General features: G+C 57.1%; 16 protein-coding genes, 4 tRNA genes and 2 other RNA genes. 5 read left to right on the top strand and 17 right to left on the bottom strand.

The features are described from left to right. Positions 1-11: 11 nt before the first annotated feature. Positions 12-911, top strand: coding sequence for an EamA family transporter RarD (rarD, locus tag AC6I8D_RS00795; protein WP_497819517.1), 900 nt, complete (start codon positions 12-14; stop codon positions 909-911). Here rarD and AC6I8D_RS00790 read toward each other — a convergent pair. The 10 genes from AC6I8D_RS00790 to AC6I8D_RS00745 all read right to left on the bottom strand — a co-directional run bounded on the left by AC6I8D_RS00790 (position 882) and on the right by AC6I8D_RS00745 (position 11682). Next, positions 882-1934: an AbrB family transcriptional regulator gene (locus AC6I8D_RS00790; RefSeq protein ID WP_046289561.1), complete on the bottom strand. Its 1053-nt coding sequence runs from the start codon at positions 1932-1934 to the stop codon at positions 882-884. The two genes, rarD and AC6I8D_RS00790, sit on opposite strands and share 30 nt — an antisense overlap. A 97-nt stretch (positions 1935-2031) precedes the next feature. Further along, the gene (gene corA, locus AC6I8D_RS00785; RefSeq protein ID WP_031375037.1) at positions 2032-2985 is read right to left on the bottom strand and encodes a magnesium/cobalt transporter CorA; all 954 of its coding nucleotides are present in this window, start codon (positions 2983-2985) and stop codon (positions 2032-2034) included. Between the two features lie 178 nt (positions 2986-3163). After that, positions 3164-3220 carry a YsgD/CorL family protein gene (gene ysgD / locus AC6I8D_RS00780; RefSeq protein ID WP_353846917.1) on the bottom strand — a complete coding sequence of 19 codons (57 nt, stop codon included), beginning with the start codon at positions 3218-3220 and terminating at the stop codon, positions 3164-3166. A 67-nt stretch (positions 3221-3287) separates the two neighbouring features. Then, positions 3288-5450: a DNA helicase II gene (uvrD, locus tag AC6I8D_RS00775; RefSeq protein WP_233985650.1), complete on the bottom strand. Its 2163-nt coding sequence runs from the start codon at positions 5448-5450 to the stop codon at positions 3288-3290. A 157-nt stretch (positions 5451-5607) separates the two neighbouring features. Then, positions 5608-6324, bottom strand: coding sequence for a 5-amino-6-(5-phospho-D-ribitylamino)uracil phosphatase YigB (gene yigB / locus AC6I8D_RS00770; protein WP_312054747.1), 717 nt, complete (start codon positions 6322-6324; stop codon positions 5608-5610). Next, positions 6321-7226: a tyrosine recombinase XerC gene (xerC, locus tag AC6I8D_RS00765; protein WP_497819516.1), complete on the bottom strand. Its 906-nt coding sequence runs from the start codon at positions 7224-7226 to the stop codon at positions 6321-6323. Before xerC ends, yigB begins: the two co-directional genes overlap by 4 nt. After that, on the bottom strand, positions 7223-7927 hold the full coding sequence (locus tag AC6I8D_RS00760) for a DUF484 domain-containing protein (protein WP_031375040.1): 705 nt from the start codon (positions 7925-7927) through the stop codon (positions 7223-7225). Before AC6I8D_RS00760 ends, xerC begins: the two co-directional genes overlap by 4 nt. Further along, complete coding sequence (gene dapF / locus AC6I8D_RS00755; RefSeq protein WP_312054752.1) at positions 7924-8748, bottom strand: diaminopimelate epimerase; 825 nt, start codon at positions 8746-8748, stop codon at positions 7924-7926. Before dapF ends, AC6I8D_RS00760 begins: the two co-directional genes overlap by 4 nt. A 28-nt stretch (positions 8749-8776) precedes the next feature. Further along, positions 8777-8977: an LPS translocon maturation chaperone LptM gene (lptM, locus tag AC6I8D_RS00750; protein WP_031375042.1), complete on the bottom strand. Its 201-nt coding sequence runs from the start codon at positions 8975-8977 to the stop codon at positions 8777-8779. Between the two features lie 146 nt (positions 8978-9123). After that, positions 9124-11682: a class I adenylate cyclase gene (locus AC6I8D_RS00745; protein WP_312054755.1), complete on the bottom strand. Its 2559-nt coding sequence runs from the start codon at positions 11680-11682 to the stop codon at positions 9124-9126. 313 nt (positions 11683-11995) lie between these two features. Between AC6I8D_RS00745 and hemC the strand changes: the two genes are divergently transcribed. From hemC to hemY, 4 genes are read left to right on the top strand one after another with little or no spacing between them, the layout of a single operon-like run. Beyond that, positions 11996-12937, top strand: a complete 942-nt coding sequence (gene hemC, locus AC6I8D_RS00740) for a hydroxymethylbilane synthase (RefSeq protein ID WP_312054757.1) — start codon at positions 11996-11998, stop codon at positions 12935-12937. Then, entirely contained in the window at positions 12934-13662 is a 729-nt protein-coding gene (gene hemD / locus AC6I8D_RS00735) for a uroporphyrinogen-III synthase (protein WP_312054759.1), read from the top strand. The genes hemC and hemD overlap by 4 nt, the downstream gene beginning before the upstream one ends. 25 nt (positions 13663-13687) lie before the next feature. Next, positions 13688-14821, top strand: a complete 1134-nt coding sequence (gene hemX / locus AC6I8D_RS00730) for a uroporphyrinogen-III C-methyltransferase (protein ID WP_031375046.1) — start codon at positions 13688-13690, stop codon at positions 14819-14821. A 2-nt stretch (positions 14822-14823) separates the two neighbouring features. After that, positions 14824-16020: a protoheme IX biogenesis protein HemY gene (gene hemY / locus AC6I8D_RS00725; protein ID WP_312054762.1), complete on the top strand. Its 1197-nt coding sequence runs from the start codon at positions 14824-14826 to the stop codon at positions 16018-16020. Positions 16021-16588: 568 nt separating this feature from the next. Here the strand turns inward: hemY and AC6I8D_RS00720 are convergent. From AC6I8D_RS00720 to wecG, 7 genes are all read right to left on the bottom strand, one after another. Then, a non-coding RNA gene (locus AC6I8D_RS00720) (RtT sRNA) lies at positions 16589-16717 on the bottom strand. Between the two features lie 32 nt (positions 16718-16749). Then, a non-coding RNA gene (locus tag AC6I8D_RS00715) (RtT sRNA) lies at positions 16750-16878 on the bottom strand. Between the two features lie 32 nt (positions 16879-16910). Next, positions 16911-16987: transfer RNA gene (locus AC6I8D_RS00710), tRNA-Pro, on the bottom strand. A gap of 20 nt (positions 16988-17007) precedes the next feature. Further along, positions 17008-17094 (bottom strand) — tRNA-Leu (locus AC6I8D_RS00705). A 16-nt stretch (positions 17095-17110) separates the two neighbouring features. After that, positions 17111-17186 (bottom strand) — tRNA-His (locus AC6I8D_RS00700). Positions 17187-17288: 102 nt separating this feature from the next. After that, positions 17289-17365, bottom strand: a tRNA-Arg gene (locus AC6I8D_RS00695). 158 nt (positions 17366-17523) lie between these two features. Continuing rightward, positions 17524-18264 carry a lipopolysaccharide N-acetylmannosaminouronosyltransferase gene (gene wecG, locus AC6I8D_RS00690; protein ID WP_497819515.1) on the bottom strand — a complete coding sequence of 247 codons (741 nt, stop codon included), beginning with the start codon at positions 18262-18264 and terminating at the stop codon, positions 17524-17526. Positions 18265-18272: the final 8 nt, after the last annotated feature.

Here is an 18272-nt window from a genome sequence, read left to right as displayed (position 1 = left end):
ACAGGACAGACATGGATACGCAACAAACTCGCCAGGGCGTTGGCTTTGCACTGGGCGCTTACTTTATCTGGGGCATCGCCCCGGCTTATTTCAAGTTGGTAAAAAATGTTCCGGCAACCGAAATCATGACGCACCGGGTAATCTGGTCAGCCCTGTTTATGCTGATCCTGATCTCCCTGACCCGCAGCTGGCCAGGCGTTCACAGCGTCCTGCGCCAGCCGAAAAAAGTGCTGCTGCTGGCGCTTACCGCGCTCACTATCGGCGGCAACTGGCTGCTGTTTATCTGGGCGGTGAATAACCAGCATATGCTGGAGGCCAGCCTCGGCTACTTTATTAACCCACTGATTAACGTGGTGTTCGGCATGCTGTTTTTGCGCGAGCGTTTTCGCCGTCTACAGTGGCTGGCGGTGCTGCTGGCTACCGTCGGCGTGCTGGTGCAGCTCTGGCAGTTCGGTTCGCTGCCGATTATCGCGCTGGGTCTGGCGCTGAGCTTTGCTTTTTATGGGCTGTTACGCAAAAAGATTCAGGTGGATGCGCAGAGCGGAATGCTGATTGAAACCCTGTGGCTGTTTCCGCTGGCGGCCATCTACCTGTTTGCTTTTGCCGACAGCGCCACCAGCCATCTATCGGCCAACCCGCTGAGCCTGAACCTGAAGCTGGTGGCGGCAGGTATTGTCACCACCATTCCGCTGATGCTGTTCGCTGCCGCCTGTAGCCGCCTGCGTCTCTCTACCGTCGGCTTCTTTCAGTATCTTGGCCCGACGCTGATGTTCGTGCTGGCGGTGGTGTTCTACGGCGAAACCATCACGCCAGACAAAATGGTGACCTTTGGCTTTATCTGGCTGGCACTGCTGGTGTTTGTCTGTGATGCGGTGGCATTTTCATTCCGTGGCCGGCCGCGCATAGCGTGAGATAAAGCGCGCCATTGCCGGACCGGTCAGCAGGATAGTAAACAGCCGCAGCGTCTGTAATGCCATCACAAAGGCCATATTGACCTGGGTTCCGGCAGCAATAATCGCCACCGTGTCCAGTCCGCCTGGGCTGGTGGCGAGATAAGCCGTCATCAGATCGATGTGCAGTACGCGCGTCAGCATCCACGCCAGTCCGCCACACAGCAGCATCAATCCAAAGATCGACGCCAGCATCTGCGGCAGCGTGCGCAGAGCCAGCAAAAATACCGGCCGGGTGAAGCGCAGGCCGACGCTCCAGCCAATCAGCGCGTAAGCCAGTGCCAGCAGCCATTCCGGCACCTGCAAAATTGCCATCCCGCTGGTGTTCAACGCCGCACCCGCCAGGGCAGGCAGTAATAAGGCACCGGAAGGAATGCGCAACCGGGTCCCGAGCCATGCTCCAGTCAGCATCACCGCCAGCGTTACCGCAAAACCGCGATTCAGCGGCGGGAACCACAGCAGCGAAACGCTATGGGCCGCATCGCCCAGTCCGATCCGGGCCACCAGCGCCGCCGCAGTGGCGACAAACAGCACCCGCAGATATTGCATGAATGCCACCAGCCGCACGTCGGCACCGAAATCGCCAGCCATCGCGACCATTGCCGATGCGCCGCCCGGTGACGATCCCCATGCGCCGGTCGGGCCGGGCAGATGACTGAAGCGGACCAGCAGAAAGCCTGACAGGCCGCTGGCCGCCAGCGTCAGCAGCAGCACCGCCAGCACCACCGGCCAGTCCTGAATCAGCGGAGTCAGAATAGAGGGCGACAGGCTCTGTGCAATCATGCAGCCCAGTACCGCCTGCGCCAGCAGAAACAGCCGTTTATCAATGCGCATTGTCGCGCCTGACAGCCCCATCACCACACCGACAATCATCGGTCCCAGCAACAGCGCTGCGGGCAGATGAAAAAATTGCAGCACGCCGCCCAACAGCACCGAGCTGAATAACAGCAGTGTCCACTGCGCGCGCAACGAGAGTGCATCCATAAGAAGTTAATTATTTGTAAAAAGAGGGGGTAAGATTACGCAGAAATGCAGACGGGGACCAGCAAAACGGGCCGTCTCAGACGACCCGCTGCCTGCTTTATAACCAGTTCTTACGTTTAAAGTAGAGATAAGGCGCCAGTCCGGCCAGAATCATCAGGCCAATCGCGGCGGGATAACCAAAGCTCCACTTCAGCTCTGGCATAAACTCAAAGTTCATTCCGTAGCTTGAGGCGACCAGCGTCGGCGGCAGGAACACCACCGAAACCACCGAGAAGATCTTGATAATGCGGTTCTGCTCGATGTTGATGAAGCCCATCGCCGCCTGCATCAGGAAGTTCACCTTCTGGAACAGCGATTCGTTATGCGGCAGCAGCGACTCGATATCGCGCAGGATTTCACGCGCCTGCTCCAGCTGATTGCCCGGCAAACGCGCTTTACGCACCAGGAAGTTGAGCGCGCGCTGGGTATCCATCAGGCACAAACGCACCTTCCAGCCGATATCTTCCAGTTCGGCTAAACGCGACAGCGCCAGATCGTACTCTTCGCCCTGCTGACCTTCCATGATCACCCGGCTCAGTTTTTCCAGCGCGCTATAGATGTTCTCAATCTCATCCGCCAGCTGTTCGATTTTGGTTTCAAACAGGTCGAGCAGCAGCTCAAACGCATTGCCGTCGATCAGCGTCTGATTACGGGCTCGCATGCGATAGAGCCGGAAGGCCGGCAGTTCGCGTTCACGCAGCGTATAGAGACGGCCTTCACGGATGGTGAACGCCACGGTGGAGTTACCGGCGTGATCTTCAGCATCTTCATAGAAGAAGAAGGAGTGAATATGCAGGCCATCTTCATCTTCGAAGAAGCGCGCCGAGGCCTCGATATCTTCCAGCTCTGGCCGGGTGGCCAGGCTCTGGCCGAGTTCAGATTGCACCCGGTCACGCTCGCCCTCTTCCGGTTCGATCAGATCGACCCAGACGGAGGTGGTCAGTTTGTCGTTTTCGTCTTCCAGCTCCAGACGCGTCAGGCGGCTGTGATCCAGTTTAAATGCGCTCAGCATAGCAATACTCCCCATTGCAGACTAAATGGGACAAGGCAGTCCGCCGTTCACCAAGCGGAACGGGCAACCTGAACACGGAAACACAGTTTCAAGGGTAAATCAGTGCTGACTCGTGCGACGGGATTAGAAAAGGGAGGTCGCTGATAACCGCTAAGGCTACCCGCGTAGAGAGGTAGCCTTAGATGTTATTCCTGTTATCCAGGTTAGTGAGCCAGCATCGACTGGGCGTGTCCAAGGCATTGTCCTCTCATGATAATAGTGGGCGCATGTTACGCTGAGACGAAAATGTCGTCAACCGCAGGCTACAGGGTTTCCAGTTTGGCGTAAGCCGCCACTAACCACTTGATTCCCTGCCCCTGGAAAGCCACCTGCAGACGGCTGTGCTCGCCGCTACCTTCCAGATTAATGATGGTGCCTTCACCAAATTTGGCGTGATGAACCCGCTGGCCGAGCGCGAAACCGCTGTCATTTTTGCTCACCGGCGCGCCCATCCGCTGGTGATTCACCGGACGGCTGACGCTGGCGCGTAAGCGCACTTCTTCAATGCACTCTTCCGGCAGCTCGCCGATAAAACGCGAAGGGCGATGATACACTTCCTTACCATACAGTCGGCGGGTTTCGGCATAGGTCAGCGTCAGCTTGATCATCGCGCGGGTCACGCCAACGTAAGCCAGTCGACGCTCCTCTTCCAGCCGGCCGCCTTCATCCAGCGACATCTGGCTTGGGAACATGCCCTCTTCCATGCCGACGATAAATACCTGGCTGAACTCCAGCCCTTTCGCCGAGTGCAGCGTCATCAGCTGCACCGCATCCTGCCATTTATCAGCCTGGCCTTCGCCCGCCTCCAGCGCCGCGTGCGATAAAAAGGCCTGCAACGGCATTAAGTCTTCATCTTCATCCTGATAGCTGAACTGGCGCGTGGCAGTCACCAGCTCCTCAAGGTTTTCGATTCGCGCCTGACCCTTTTCGCCTTTCTCCTGCTCGTACATCAGCCACAAACCGGAGTCTTTGATCACCCGGTCGGTCTGGACGTGCAGCGGCAGCTCTGCGGTTTCCGTCGCCAGCGAATCGACCAGTTCACAGAAACGTTGCAGCGCCGACGCGGCCCGGCCGGCCAGCGCGCGGGTTTGCAGCAGTTCGCGCGTTGCCTGCCACAGGGTCATCTGCCGTTCACGCGCGGTCTGGCGCACCACGTCGAGCGTACGATCGCCCACGCCACGCGTTGGGGTGTTGACCACGCGCTCAAACGCCGCGTCATCATTGCGGTTGGCCATCAGACGCAGATAAGAGAGCGCATCTTTGATCTCCTGACGTTCGAAGAAGCGCATACCGCCATAAATACGGTACGGCATACTGCTTTGCAGCAGCGCCTCTTCCAGCACACGCGACTGGGCGTTGCTGCGATAGAGAATGGCGCAATCATTCAGGGCGTTGCCGTTTTCCATCCACGTCTTGATGCGGTTTACCACAAAGCGTGCTTCGTCCAGCTCATTGAAGGCGCAGTAGATCGAGATGGGCTCGCCGTCGCTGCCGTCGGTCCACAGCTCTTTACCCAGACGGCCGTTATTGTTAGCGATCAGGGCGTTGGCGGACTTCAGAATGTTGTTGGTTGAGCGATAGTTTTGCTCCAGACGGATGGTTTCCGCGCCGGGGAAATCCTGCAGGAAGCGCTGGATGTTCTCGACCTGCGCCCCGCGCCAGCCATAGATTGACTGATCGTCATCGCCGACGATGATCACCCGGCTGCTGTCGCCCGCCAGCATGCGGATCCACGCATACTGAATGTTGTTGGTATCCTGGAATTCGTCCACCAGCACGTTGGTGAAGCGTTCGCGGTAGTGATTCAGAATGTGCGGCTTATTGAGCCACAGCTCATGGGCGCGCAGCAGCAGTTCAGCAAAGTCGACTAAACCGGCCCGGTCACAGGCTTCCTGGTAGGCCTGATAGATGCGCAGCCAGGTCTGCTCGACCGGATTGCCATAACTTTCAATGTGCTTTGGCCGCAGACCTTCATCTTTTTTGCCGTTGATGTACCACATACCCTGACGCGCCGGCCACTGCTTCTCATCAAGATTCATCGATTTGATCAGGCGTTTAAGCAGGCGCAGCTGGTCTTCACTGTCGAGGATCTGAAAGTCCTGCGGCAGATTGGCATCCAGATGGTGGGCTCGCAGCAAGCGGTGCGCCAGGCCGTGGAAGGTACCGATCCACATGCCGCCCTGGCTGGTGCCGATCAGCTGCTCGATACGGTGACGCATCTCGGCCGCCGCTTTGTTGGTAAAGGTCACCGCCATAATTGAATAAGGTGAACAGTTTTCGACCGACAGCAGCCAGGCGATGCGATGGACCAGCACCCGCGTTTTTCCACTGCCCGCGCCTGCCAGCACCAGCAGGTTACTGCGCGGTGCCGCAACGGCCTCGCGCTGTTTGTCATTCAAACCGTCGAGCAGTTCAGAAACGTCCATAAGCCCCGTTTACCAAAGAAAAAAGGTCGTCGCCCGATCTATTACGCCTGACGCCAGGCGACGGCTGTGAGTGTCCGGCCTGCGGCGGGAAAACACCCGGCTGCCGCCACGGCCGCAGCGCGAAAGTAAGGGAGACGACTGGATAAATTTACAGCCATTATAGCAGTGAGGTGAGTGATGCCAACTGCGAAATTTCGACATGCGGCAACAGACGCGCATCGGCGATATGCATCAGGTTACCCTGACGCAGGTTAATCCAGCAGGCCTGCATACCGCAACGCAACGAGCCTGCCACATCGGTGGTGAGATCGTCGCCGACGTGCAGAATGTGCTGAGGAGCAATGTTAAGCCGCTGTGCCGCCCGCTGATACATATCCTGCCACGGCTTCGCACGCCCATCCGGCCCCGCCCGCAGCGTGAACCGAAAGTATTCTGCAATGCCCATTTTTTCCGGGCAGGCATTGCCGTTGGTAACCGCCACCAGCGGAACTTTCTCCGCCAGCATTTTCAGCGTCTGATGGGTCTCATCCGGCATCTCAACCTGGCTACGCCATTGATGAAACACCGCCATGACCTGCTCCGCGCCGGCCGTCGCCTCAGCAGCAGACAAGCCGATGTTCAGCATCGCCAGCTCAACAGAACGCCGACGCCACTCCGACACATCATGGTAGATTTCCGGTTCGCGCAGCAGCAACTCATCGCGCAGTGCCTGGTAAGCCTGCGGCGTAAAATCACGCAGCGCCGGATGAAAGGCCTGTAACGCCGCATGCGACTCAGCGGTGGTCCGGCGGATCACCGGATGGTTATCATACAGCGTGTCATCAAGGTCAAAGGTGATGGCTTTGATGGCAGCCAGCGGACGATAAAACTTCATTCGTTCTTTCCTCGTTTGGCCCGGGGATGCGCAGCATCATAGACCGAAGCCAGATGCTGAAAGTCGAGATGGGTATAAATCTGGGTGGTCGAGAGGTTGGCATGGCCCAGCAGCTCCTGCACCGCGCGCAAATCACCGCTCGATTCCAGCAGATGGGTCGCAAACGAGTGCCGCAGTTTATGCGGATGAATATGGCTGGTCACGCCCTGCTTAATGCCCCATTCGGCGAAACGCTTTTGCACGTTACGCGCCGAAATCCGGTTGCCGCGCGTAGAGAGAAACAGCGCGTCATCCTGGCCGCCAAAGCTGGCGCGCAGCGGCAGCCAGTGCTGGATCCAGCTGACCGCGGTGCGGCCAATCGGCACACGCCGCTCTTTGCTGCCCTTACCCACCACCCACACTTCGCCGGAATCGAGATCGACATGCCGACAATCCAGATTCACCAGTTCAGAAAGACGCAGACCACCGCCGTACATCACTTCCAGCATGGTGCGGTCACGCACCGCCAGCGGATCGCTGGGATCGATCTCCAGTAGCTGGTTTACATCATCAACATCAATATTTTTCGGCAGATGGCGCGCCTTACGCGGCGTCATCACCCCTTTCGCCGGGTTCGCGCTGAGCAAACCCTGGCTGACCTGCCAGTCGAGAAAGCTGCGCAGCGCGGAGAGGCGTAATGCAAGACTGCTGGCGGCCAGACCGGCGCGACGACTGCGTGCCGCCATGCTGCGTACCTGCGCCGGTTCAAGCTGCGTCCAGGCACTGATCTTCATCTCATCGGCAATCGCAACCAGCGCCGCCAGCTGGCGGGCATAGCTGCTCTGGGTCAGCGGGCTAAGCTGGCGCTCCACCTTGAGGTAGCGCAGAAATCCGTCGACGGCCTCCTGCAGCGCGCTGCTCATGCGCGTTCAATCCAGCGGGTCAGCAAATCAGGCATCATCTGCGACAGGTGCTGCAGCAGCAAAGTACCCATGCCGGATTGATAATGCTGGCTGTCGCGGCTGCTGAAGATCAGCACGCCGAGATCGCCGGCTTCGCCCATCAGCGACATCGCAACCGAACCGATCGCTTTCGCCTGCGGCAGCAGCAGCAATAATTCCGGGCCATTGATATTGCCCAGATAGTGATGCTGATTACCGAAGCGCTGGATGCGCAGCGGCTCAAAGGCCTGACGCGACAGGCTAAGCTGGAAGAAATCCGAAGGCGCACCGAGCTGCCATTTATCGCTGAACAGCCGCACGTTGGCTCCGGCCAGGCCGAGTTCACGCGCCCAGCGGTGCAGACGGTTCAGCATCTCCTGCAGCGAATCGGCCGCCGCCAGATGGCTTTGCAGCGCCAGCAAGCGGTCAAACAGCTCGTGATTGGCGGTAGCCTGTTCCATCAGCAGGGTAATCTCTTCTTCCAGCTGCTGGATATGGTTACGCTGCCGCGCCATGTGCCACTCAACCAGTGACACGCTGCCGCGCACCGGATGCGGCACCGCCATCTGTTCAATCTGGCGGGCATTGCGGATGAAGAAATCGGGATTTTGCCGCAGATAATCACTGACGGCCTGATCGTCCAGCAGGACCGTACTGTCCGCCTGCTCTTCGATATTTTTCATAGATGAATAAACCCATCGTAGACATGTGTGGCGGGACCGGTCATATAGAGTGGCTGACCCGCCCCCTTCCAGGCGATATGCAGCGTTCCGCCGGGCAGATCAACGCGCACTTTCGGCGCCAGAATACCCTGCTGAATGCCGCACGCAACGGCAGCACAGGCTCCGCTGCCGCACGCCTGCGTTTCCCCTGCGCCGCGTTCATACACGCGCAGACGAATGTGTTCCGGATTGATGATTTCCATAAAACCGACGTTAACGCGATCCGGGAAGCGCTCATGGCTTTCCAGAATCGGCCCCAGCAGTTCAACCTGCGCGGTTTTCACGCTGTCGACCTGAATAACGCAGTGGGGATTGCCCATCGAAACCGCCCCGAGCATTACCGTCTGCTCGGCCACGCGTAGCAGATAGAGATTCTCGGCTTTATTGGCGCGAAACGGCACCTGCTGCGGCTCAAAGTTGGGTTCGCCCATGTTGACGCGCACCTGATCGTCCGGCGTGACGCTTAGCACCATCCGGCCATTTTGGGTGCTGACGCGAATGTCGCTTTTGTTGGTCAGGCCTTTCAGCTGAACGAAGCGGGCAAAGCAGCGCGCGCCGTTGCCGCACTGCGCGACTTCACTGCCATCGGCATTGAAAATGCGATAGTGGAAATCGAGATCGGGATCGTATGGCGGCTCAACGATCAGCAATTGATCAAAACCGATCCCCAAATGACGATCGGCCAGCCGGCGGATCAACTCCGGCGAGAAAAAGACGTTTTGCGTCACCGCATCGACCACCATAAAGTCGTTGCCGAGACCGTGCATTTTGGAGAACTGCATTTTTAGCTCCGCCGGATAAGCCATGATATTAGTTCGCTTGCGCGCTCGAATCGCCGGTCACCAGACCGTTCACATCCGCTTTAGAGGCGTCTGCTTTCTGGCGTTCAGTCGGGGCTTGTTGCTTTTTCGGCTGGTCCTTCGGCGGGAAATAAAGCGGCCCTTTCAGACCACAACCGGCAAGGCTGGTCACGGCCAGCGCCATCGCCAACAGGCTTATCACTTTCTTCATTCTTTATGCTCTTCATGTCCTTTACCTGGATGCTTATCATCGCAGTTGAAGTTGGAAAAGCAACAGGAAATCCCCGCAAATAGCGTGAGCAGAGTGTCAGGCCGGGCAGATGACGGCCGCCTGAACAGGCAGGCGGCCGATCGGGTTCAATGCACCTGATAGCGCGGTTGATAGTCGCCGTTGTCGTTGTCAGGTGGCGAGGCGCACAGCTGCGTCAGCGTCTGGCTGCGGAACGGAATCACCTGGAAACGTTCACCGGTATTCACGATCTGATAGAACTGCGGCAGGTTGAAGTTGATAAAACTGGAACCGTAGGTAAAGCGATCGTGCGACGACGAGTAGAAACGACTAACGTCACGCACCAGCTCCTCTTTGCTGCCTTCGCAGTGATGATAAACCTCGACCCGGTTGGTCTCATCAAGAATATAGATGTTGAAACCGCGCTCATCGGTGGTGTTTTCAAAGAAAAACTGGATGATGCCTTCGCTGGCATAGCCGTTAACCACCGGCGGCAGCGGCGTCTGGTTGGTTTCCACCTTGATCGACAGGCCGTGCAGCTTGTTATTGGAAATCGCGCCGTAAAATTCGACGGCGTTTTCCAGCTTCTGTACCGAAACGCTCATGCGTTCAAAGAACAGACCCCAGGTCTGGCCGGCCATGCGCAGCGCTTTGAAGCGGCCCGGCTCCTGTCGCGTACTGGAGAGCCGCAGCTCAATGCATTCCGACACCAGTTGCTGCACGCGGGTCCGGATCAGCCCGCGCAGATGCTGGCTGTAGCAGAACACTTCAACCGTATCGGGCGGCGCGGCATCCTGATGCATCTTGCCAAGAATGGTTTTCAGCCCTTCGATCATCGCCTGTTCGCCGCTGAAGTGCAGCGTACGCACTTCATTCCACGAGTTACGGTAGAGCAGGTCGATACTGCCGATCAGGCACTGTTGCTGCTGGCCGAAGCTGAACACGTCGAGCTTACGGAAGTCGAAGTGCACCACCTGATTACGGAACGCCGAGGTCGGATCGTGCTCGAGGTTGACGATAATCGCGAGGTGACGAATTTCACACGGGCTGTAGAGCGCTTTTGGCGTCGGGGCCGGCAGGCGAAGCGGGAAATGACTGGAGACGTCATTGACCAGCTCCTGCAGACGCGCCAGATCGCAGATCTCATTGCCTTTAATGTGCAGCCGGGTTTTGCGGGTCAGCAGACCGTTGAACCACGCCCACGCCACCAGCTTATTCAGGTAGCGGTTATATTCCAGCGGCTGATGGCTGATGATCGAGTCCATGTCCGGTGCCTGATTATACAGGTACCAGCCCGCGCGGTTGGCCCGGCCTGGCGGCACATGAATAAAGGTCAGGTTCGGCTCAGAAAGATCGGGCGAAATCTGTGGGTTGACCAGGGTAACCTTGCCCGGCAGTGCTTCAAACGCGGCGTACAGTTTACGGGTCAACACGCCGATGTCCTGCGGACTCGCGCTGACGCTTAAATTGTTGCGGCGGGCAAACCGGATCAGGTTGCGATAACTCTGCATCATCGCATCCAGCAGTTCGTTGTGCGCTTCACGCACCCGCTCGATTTTCCACTCTGCGCGGTTATCCAGGATGGCAATTTTCTCGTCATCCCAGCCCCACTCTTTCACCAGCTGCGACAGAATTTCACGCCGCCAGCCGGTGCGATGCTGATGCTCTTCGGTGCTGAGTTTCTCGCACACTTTGAGATAGAAACAGCGGCGCACCAGATCGAGACGTGGCTGATCGTCCACGCTGGTCAGATAATGCGTGACGCGTTCCAGCATCATGCAGTAGGGATCAAGCCCGAAGCAGATGATTTCGCCGTCGTGCAGGCGCTGTTTGATGTCCATCGCCAGCAGTTGCGTATTCGGATATTCCCAGCTGTAAGCTTCCAGCAGCAGGGTTTTCAGCACCGCTTTATACGGCGAGTCGATACTTTTATACAGCTGCCACAGGCTGGCACCGAAGTACTCCTCCGCCGACAGCGTGCCAAGGCCGCCCAGATCGAGCCATTCATTCGGCGTCAACACACCTTTGGCGTAGAGCGACATCACGTAGTCGTCATAATGGTGCTCTTCTTCGCCGGGCACCATGTTCCACAGAATGCGTTTACCCGCCATGCGCACCGCAGTACGGTAAAACTCATCAAGCAGCAGAATGTGTTGGGTCGAGCCGCAATCTTCTCCGCCCAGATTACCGCTTTCGTTATGGCGGAAACGGTTCTCATCGATCAGGAAGAAGCTCACTTCCACGCCCATGGAGACGCACCATTTCTGCAGCATGGTACATTTACGCTGCAGATTAAGGCGCTCTTCATTGTCCAGCCAGGATTGATGACAGACCCAGATGTCGAGATCCGACACGCTGTTCTGACCGACCGACGAAGTGCTGCCCATCGAATAAATCGCGGTGATCGGCATTTCGCCTTTTGGCGCATCGGCAAGGCGCAGGTCGCTGTCGCCGGTCAAATCGGCCAGTAGCTGACGCTGATTTTCATCAGGCGTGAAGAAGCTGATGCCATGTGGAACGCTACCTTCAAGGTAACCCGGCATCTGCGGATGTTGATAATGTAATAAGGTTGGCAGCAGACTGTAGACGCGCTGAAAAGCGGGTCCCATGGCAGCCAGTGCACGATCGACGCGCAGCTGGTTGATTGCATCCAGTCTCTGTTTCAGTGTCTCAATGTAGAGGTACAAGACGTTTCGCCTGATTGTCCCAGTGTTTAAGCACCCTGTTTCCACCATCTGCCGCTTATAAAGTGAAAAAGTGGGCAGATTATTGCTGGAAACGTGATCAATCTAACACTCGGCAGATTGACCGTAAAGAAAGTTGCGCTACTTAACAGTTTAGCACGTTCTTACTGGCTTCCCGCCTTTTCAGCACCGGTATCAAATGAGACTTGATAAATCGGGCCTAATCCGCGAGCAGGCCGTTTTCAATCCGTTGAAACTGACAGCATTCCCCCATAGATGATAGGATATTCAGTGAACGATCAAAATGGTTAACAGCATGTTAGACAAAATTTTCAGAATTGCTACAAGACAAAGCCCGCTGGCATTATGGCAGGCACATTATGTACAGCAACGCCTGATGAGCGCTCATCCGGGCCTGCAGGTTGAACTGGTGCCGATGGTCACTAAAGGTGACATTATCCTTGATACGCCGCTGGCAAAAGTGGGCGGCAAAGGGCTGTTTGTCAAAGAACTCGAACAGGCAATGCTGGATGGCCGGGCCGATATGGCGGTGCACTCAATGAAAGATGTGCCGGTCGATTTCCCTGCCGGTCTGGGTCTGGTCACCATTTGTGAGCGCGATGATCCGCGCGATGCGTTCGTTTCTCATCACTATGACTCTATTGATGCCCTGCCGCACGGTGCGGTCGTCGGCACCTCCAGCCTGCGCCGTCAGTGTCAGATTAGCGCCCGTCGTCCGGACCTGGTGATCCGTTCGTTGCGCGGTAATGTCGGTACCCGACTCGGCAAACTCGATGCCGGCGATTATGACGCCATTATTCTGGCCGTCGCCGGGCTGAAACGCCTCGGACTCGAAGACCGAATCCGTCAGGCCCTGCCGGCGGATGTCTCCCTGCCTGCGGTCGGCCAGGGCGCGGTCGGCATTGAATGCCGTCTGAACGACAGCCACTTAATCAGCCTGTTGCAGGCGTTAAACCACGATGACACCGCCGTCTGCGTCAAAGCAGAGCGCGCCATGAATACCCGCTTAGAAGGCGGTTGTCAGGTGCCGATCGGCAGCTTTGCGGTGCTGGAAGGCGATGAGCTCTGGCTGCGTGGCATGGTCGGTGCGCCGGATGGCAGCGTGATGGTCAGCGGCGAGCGCCGTGGGCCGCGCGATCAGGCAGAACAGATGGGCATTTCACTTGCCGATGAGCTGCTGAACGGCGGCGCGCGTGAAATCCTGCGTGAAGTTTACCAGGGGCAACCGCCGGCATGACCATTCTGGTGACGCGTCCGGAACCCGCCGCGGCAGAGCTGGTATCACGCCTGCATGCGCTGGGTAAGCAGGCCTGGAGCCTGCCGCTGATTGAATTCGCGCCGGGCGTCGATCTGCCTCATCTGCCGCAAAAGTTAGCCGAACTGCAACCTGGCGATTTGGTTTTTATCCTGTCGCAGCAGGTTATCCACTACGCTCAACACGCTGTCACAGCGTGGCCCGCCGGGCTGGACTATTATGCAATTGGTCGATCTACTGCGCTGGCGTTCCATACCGTCAGTGGTCAGCAGGTGACCTGGCCACATGCGCATGAAACCAGTGAAGAGTTAATCCAGTTAAACACGCTGCAGCAGGTCGCCCATAAGCGTGCGCTGATTTTGCGCGGTAACCCTGGCCGGGAGCTGCTGGCGGAGACCTTAACGCAACGCGGCGCAGAGGTGTCGTTTGCCGCCTGCTACCAGCGCTGTCAGAAACACTATAACGGTGCGACAGAAGGCCGGCGATGGCGCGATCGCGGCGTCTCGGTGCTGGTGGTGACCAGTGGAGAAATGTTACAACAGCTTTTTTCGCTGTTCCCCGCGATCGATCGCGAGGAATGGCTGCTCAACTGCCGACTGATCGTCGTCAGTGAACGTTTGGCTACCCTGGCCGCAGGATTGGGTTGGCAGGATATTCAGGTAGCCGATGGTGCCGATAACGATGCGCTGTTGCGCGCGTTACGCTGAACTTTAACAATGGGATGTGCCACATATGACGGAACAAAAAGACTCCTCCGCCATGGTTGAAGAAACCACCCCAGCGGTCGACCGCTCTGCTGCCAGCAACGCCACACCACCCCGTAAAGCAAAAAACGGTGGCATGGTGCTGGGTGCGGTTGCGATCGTCATTGCGCTGGCGATTGGTGCAGGTTTATACCTTAATGGGAAACATCAGGCTGATTTACAGGCACAAACCAACCAGCGCCTGAGCGAACAGCTTAGCGCGCTTCAGCAGCAGGCCAGTAACGACAAACAGCAGCTAACGCAGCAGCTGAGCAGCACCGAAACCGCACTGCAGAAGGCGGAAGCCCAACAGGGCGCCTCCGCCAAAGAGCTGGAAACGCTGCGTGAGAAAGTGGCGGTGATTTCAGGCAACGACGTGCGCAGCTGGTTGCTGGCGCAGGCGGATTATCTGGTGAAACTGGCGGGTCGCAAACTGTGGAGCGATCAGGATGTCACCACCGCCGCCGCGTTGCTGAAAAGCGCCGATGCCAGCCTGGCTGACATGAACGACCCGAGCGTGATGAATGTCCGTCGCGCGTTAACCCAGGATATCAGCACCCTCTCGTCGGTCAGCCAGGTCGACTATGATGGCGTGATCCTGAAGCTGAATCAGCTATCGAACAATGTCGACAATCTGCGTCTGGCCGACAACGACAGCGATGATGCGCCGATGGACAGCGACGGCGGTGAGCTGTCAGGTTCAGTGCGCGAATGGCGGCAGAATCTGGTGAAAAGCTGGCACAACTTTATGGATGACTTCATTACCATCCGTCGCCGTGATAACACCGCACAACCGCTGCTGGCACCTAATCAGGATGTTTATCTGCGTGAGAACATTCGTTCCCGTCTGCTGATTGCCGCTCAGGCGGTTCCGCGTCATCAGGATGAGATCTACAAACAGTCGATCGACACCGTCTCCGCCTGGGTTCGCGCCTGGTACGATACCAACGATGCCGCCACCAAAGCTTTTCTCGCGCAGCTGGATGAGCTGAGCCAGCAGAGCATCAATATGGATCTGCCGGACAATCTCGAAAGCCAGCCGTTACTTGAGCAGCTGATGCAAACCCGCGTGCGGAACCTGTTAGCGCAACCCTCTGCCGCTGCTAATCAGCAGGGAGGCTAAGCATGCTTAAGGTATTTATCCTCTTTATCCTGCTGATTGCTGGCGTGGTGCTGGGACCGATGATCGCCGGCCATCAGGGCTACGTGCTGATTCAGACCGATAACTGGAATATCGAAACCAGCGTTACCGGCCTGGTGATTATTTTGATCATCAGCCTGCTGGTGATTCTGGCCGTGGAATGGCTGCTGCGCCGCGTGCTGCGTACCGGTGTCCGCACCCGCGGCTGGTTTACCGGCCGTAAACGTCGTCGCGCCCAGCGTCATACTCAGTCCGCGCTGATGAAGCTGGCGGAAGGTGACCATCGTCAGGTTGAAAAGCTGCTGTCTAAAGATGCCGATCATGCTGATGTGCCGGTTGCCAACTACCTGCTGGCGGCGGAAGCAGCACAACAGCGCGGTGATGAAGTGCGCGCCAATCAGCATCTGGAGCGGGCGGCTGAACTGTCAGACAGCAACACCATCCCGGTGGAAATTGCCCGCGCGCGTATTCAGCTGGCGCGTAACGAAGATCACGCCGCGCGTCACAGCATCGATCGTTTACTGGAAGTGGCACCGCGCCATCCTGAAGTGCTGCGCCTGGCCGAACAGGCTTATATCCGTACCGGCGGCTGGAGCGCACTGCTGGATATTCTGCCGGCGATGCAGAAAGCACAGGTTGGCGATGAGGATCACCGCACTGCCCTGCAGCAACAGGCGTGGCTGGGCCTGATGAGTCAGGCGATGGCCGATCAGGGTAGCGACGGACTGAAGCGCTGGTGGGGCAATCTGAGCCGCAAAACCCGTCAGGAAACCACGTTGCAGGTCGCGATGGCTGACCACCTGATTGAGTGTGACGATCACGATACCGCCCAGTCAATCGTGCTGGAGGGGCTGAAACGCCACTATGACGATCGGCTGGTGCTGCTGATGCCGCGCATTAAGAGCGGCAACCCGGAGGCGCTGGAGAAAGCGCTACGTCAGCAGATTAAACAGCATGGTGCTACGCCGCTGCTGCACAGCACGCTGGGTCAACTGTTGATGCGTCATGGTGAATGGCAACAGGCGGCCGAAGCGCTGCAGCAGGCGCTGGCACAGCGTCCTGATGCGTTTGACTATGCCTGGCTGGCGGATGTATACGATCGTCTGCGTCGCCCGGAAGAAGCGGCGAAGATGCGTCGTGAAGGCTTATTGCTGACGCTGAAGAACAATCCCGGCGCCTGATCGGCCGGAGAAAACGAAAAAGCCGGGCTTGCCCGGCTTTTTTGTGCCCGACATTGACCGCCCGCCGGCAGTAAACCGCAGATAAAAAAACACCTGCCATTGGCAGGTGTAAGATCAGGTCGGTAAGACAACCGGCAGGTACCTGACTCAACGTGGTGTCTGTTAACCCTGTAAGACTTTCGCGATACAGGCAGGCAGACAACAGGTACCTAAAAATTGGCTCTGCATCATTCCCAGGTTTATGTAGCATCAGCAAACATAAGAGGTGGAATGAGCATCTACAGGTTTATTATTGCATAATTCATGCCAGCTTAGATTTTATTTTTTAAAAGCTTTTAAATCAGCTATTTAATAATGATGCAGGATAAAGTGGCGTGGGCAGCCTGCCGCGAGTGTCGGTATTCAGCGACACCGGCCCGCTTCGCTGTCTCTCTCTGGAGACAGCCGTGCGTAATCGCCTCGCATTGTTATAAAATCAACGGGTTATCTGTCGCAGAATAGCGACGCAACCGGTCATTCGCTAAACGACAGGCGAAAAAACCTGTCTTTTCAGACAGGTTGCTAAAAATGGTCGGCGAGAGAGGATTACCTGGCTCTGCGAGCCTGCCCTGCGGGCCGTTGCTGAAGCAACGTTGTCTCGCTGCGCTCGGCTCAAACCTCCTTCGGAGGTCCTCATCCTCTTTTGCTACAAACGAAAAAAAACCTGTCTTTTCAGACAGGTTTCTAAAATGGTCGGCGAGAGAGGATTACCTGGCTCTGCGAGCCTGCCCTGCGGGCCGTTGCTGAAGCAACGTTGTCTCGCTGCGCTCGGCTCAAACCTCCTTCGGAGGTCCTCATCCTCTTTTGCTACAAACGAAAAAAAACCTGTCTTTTCAGACAGGTTTCTAAAATGGTCGGCGAGAGAGGATTCGAACCTCCGACCCACTGGTCCCAAACCAGTTGCGCTACCAAGCTGCGCTACTCGCCGATTTTTTTAACTGTTTTGCCTGGTGCGAAGAGAGGGACTTGAACCCTCACGTCCGTTAAGACACTAACACCTGAAGCTAGCGCGTCTACCAATTCCGCCACCTTCGCGTATCCCAGCAAAATCTGGGGTGGCTAATGGGACTCGAACCCACGACAACTGGAATCACAATCCAGGGCTCTACCAACTGAGCTATAGCCACCACTGTACCGAATGTTACAAGTTTAAAACCTGCAGCATTTAAATCTTTACTGCCAACTAACGCGGTAAATCAAACCACCGAAGCTCATGCGCACAAACGATATGGCGCGCCCGACAGGATTCGAACCTGAGACCTCTGCCTCCGGAGGGCAGCGCTCTATCCAGCTGAGCTACGGGCGCGTAGCGCCGTTGCGGATGTGCATACTAGAGATAAGCGCCCATCGTGTCTAGTGCTTTTTGAATAAAAAAACGCGTTTGATTACGCTTTGTGCATTTCGTCGACAAATAGTGCATTTCTCCCGACTCGCCGGGTAAAAATGCGGCATTAATCAGCAATATCAGAGATCGCCGCGCCAGTGATAGCGCAAATATCTCAGCAGTTTTAATTGCCTGCGCCAGCGGCTCGGCTGCCTGATCAGCCGATAGAGCCATTCCAGTCCCAGCCGCTGCCAGATTTTAGGTGCCCGCTTCACATGGCCGGTGAAAACATCATAGGTGCCGCCAACGCCCATATAGAGCGCACCAGGCCAGTGGGCGCGGCACGCCAGCATTAACAGCTCCTGGCGGGGTGAACCCAGCGCAACCGTCACCAGCTTCGCACCGCTGGCGGCCACGCGGGCAAACAGCGCATCCTGCTCGGCTGGCGCAAAATAACCATCCTGCGCCCCGACAATGTTCACATTCCACTGCCGCCGCAGCTTGTCGCAGGTTTCATCCAGCACCGCCTGACGCCCACCAATCAGAAATACCGGGGTACCCTCACGTCCGGCGCGCTCCATTAGCGCTTCCCATAAGTCTGCGCCAGCAATGCGCTGTACCGAAGCGTGGGGGTATTTTTTACGGATTGAACGAACGATACTGATGCCGTCCGGATAAGCGAACTCGGCCTGGGTTAACAGGTTACGTAATCCCTCATCCCGTTCGGCAGTCAGAATCTTTTCTGCATTGATGGCGACTAAGATGCCGCTCCGCACGCCCTGCGACGGCATTAAAAAATCCACCGCCGACGGCATGCTGTCGAAGCCATACAGTGCGACGCCGCGAATCCGGTACTGCGGCGAGTCAGGTAACTTTGTCATATCTTCCG

Source organism: Pantoea sp. X-Soil-MYKO-1785 (assembly GCF_059730675.1).
The sequence above is the reverse complement of the archived record's forward strand: the minus strand, read 5'-3'. Positions and strand labels throughout refer to the sequence as shown.

Coding starts and splice junctions, on each gene's coding strand:
- hemC (WP_312054757.1), top strand. CDS start 11,996: ATGTTAGACAAAATTTTCAGAATTGCTACAAGACAAAGCCCGCTGGCA.
- uvrD (WP_233985650.1), bottom strand. CDS start 5,450: ATGGACGTTTCTGAACTGCTCGACGGTTTGAATGACAAACAGCGCGAG.
- AC6I8D_RS00760 (WP_031375040.1), bottom strand. CDS start 7,927: ATGAAAAATATCGAAGAGCAGGCGGACAGTACGGTCCTGCTGGACGAT.
- wecG (WP_497819515.1), bottom strand. CDS start 18,264: ATGACAAAGTTACCTGACTCGCCGCAGTACCGGATTCGCGGCGTCGCA.
- xerC (WP_497819516.1), bottom strand. CDS start 7,226: ATGAGCAGCGCGCTGCAGGAGGCCGTCGACGGATTTCTGCGCTACCTC.
- hemD (WP_312054759.1), top strand. CDS start 12,934: ATGACCATTCTGGTGACGCGTCCGGAACCCGCCGCGGCAGAGCTGGTA.
- hemY (WP_312054762.1), top strand. CDS start 14,824: ATGCTTAAGGTATTTATCCTCTTTATCCTGCTGATTGCTGGCGTGGTG.
- hemX (WP_031375046.1), top strand. CDS start 13,688: ATGACGGAACAAAAAGACTCCTCCGCCATGGTTGAAGAAACCACCCCA.
- lptM (WP_031375042.1), bottom strand. CDS start 8,977: ATGAAGAAAGTGATAAGCCTGTTGGCGATGGCGCTGGCCGTGACCAGC.
- rarD (WP_497819517.1), top strand. CDS start 12: ATGGATACGCAACAAACTCGCCAGGGCGTTGGCTTTGCACTGGGCGCT.
- corA (WP_031375037.1), bottom strand. CDS start 2,985: ATGCTGAGCGCATTTAAACTGGATCACAGCCGCCTGACGCGTCTGGAG.
- dapF (WP_312054752.1), bottom strand. CDS start 8,748: ATGCAGTTCTCCAAAATGCACGGTCTCGGCAACGACTTTATGGTGGTC.
- yigB (WP_312054747.1), bottom strand. CDS start 6,324: ATGAAGTTTTATCGTCCGCTGGCTGCCATCAAAGCCATCACCTTTGAC.
- AC6I8D_RS00790 (WP_046289561.1), bottom strand. CDS start 1,934: ATGGATGCACTCTCGTTGCGCGCGCAGTGGACACTGCTGTTATTCAGC.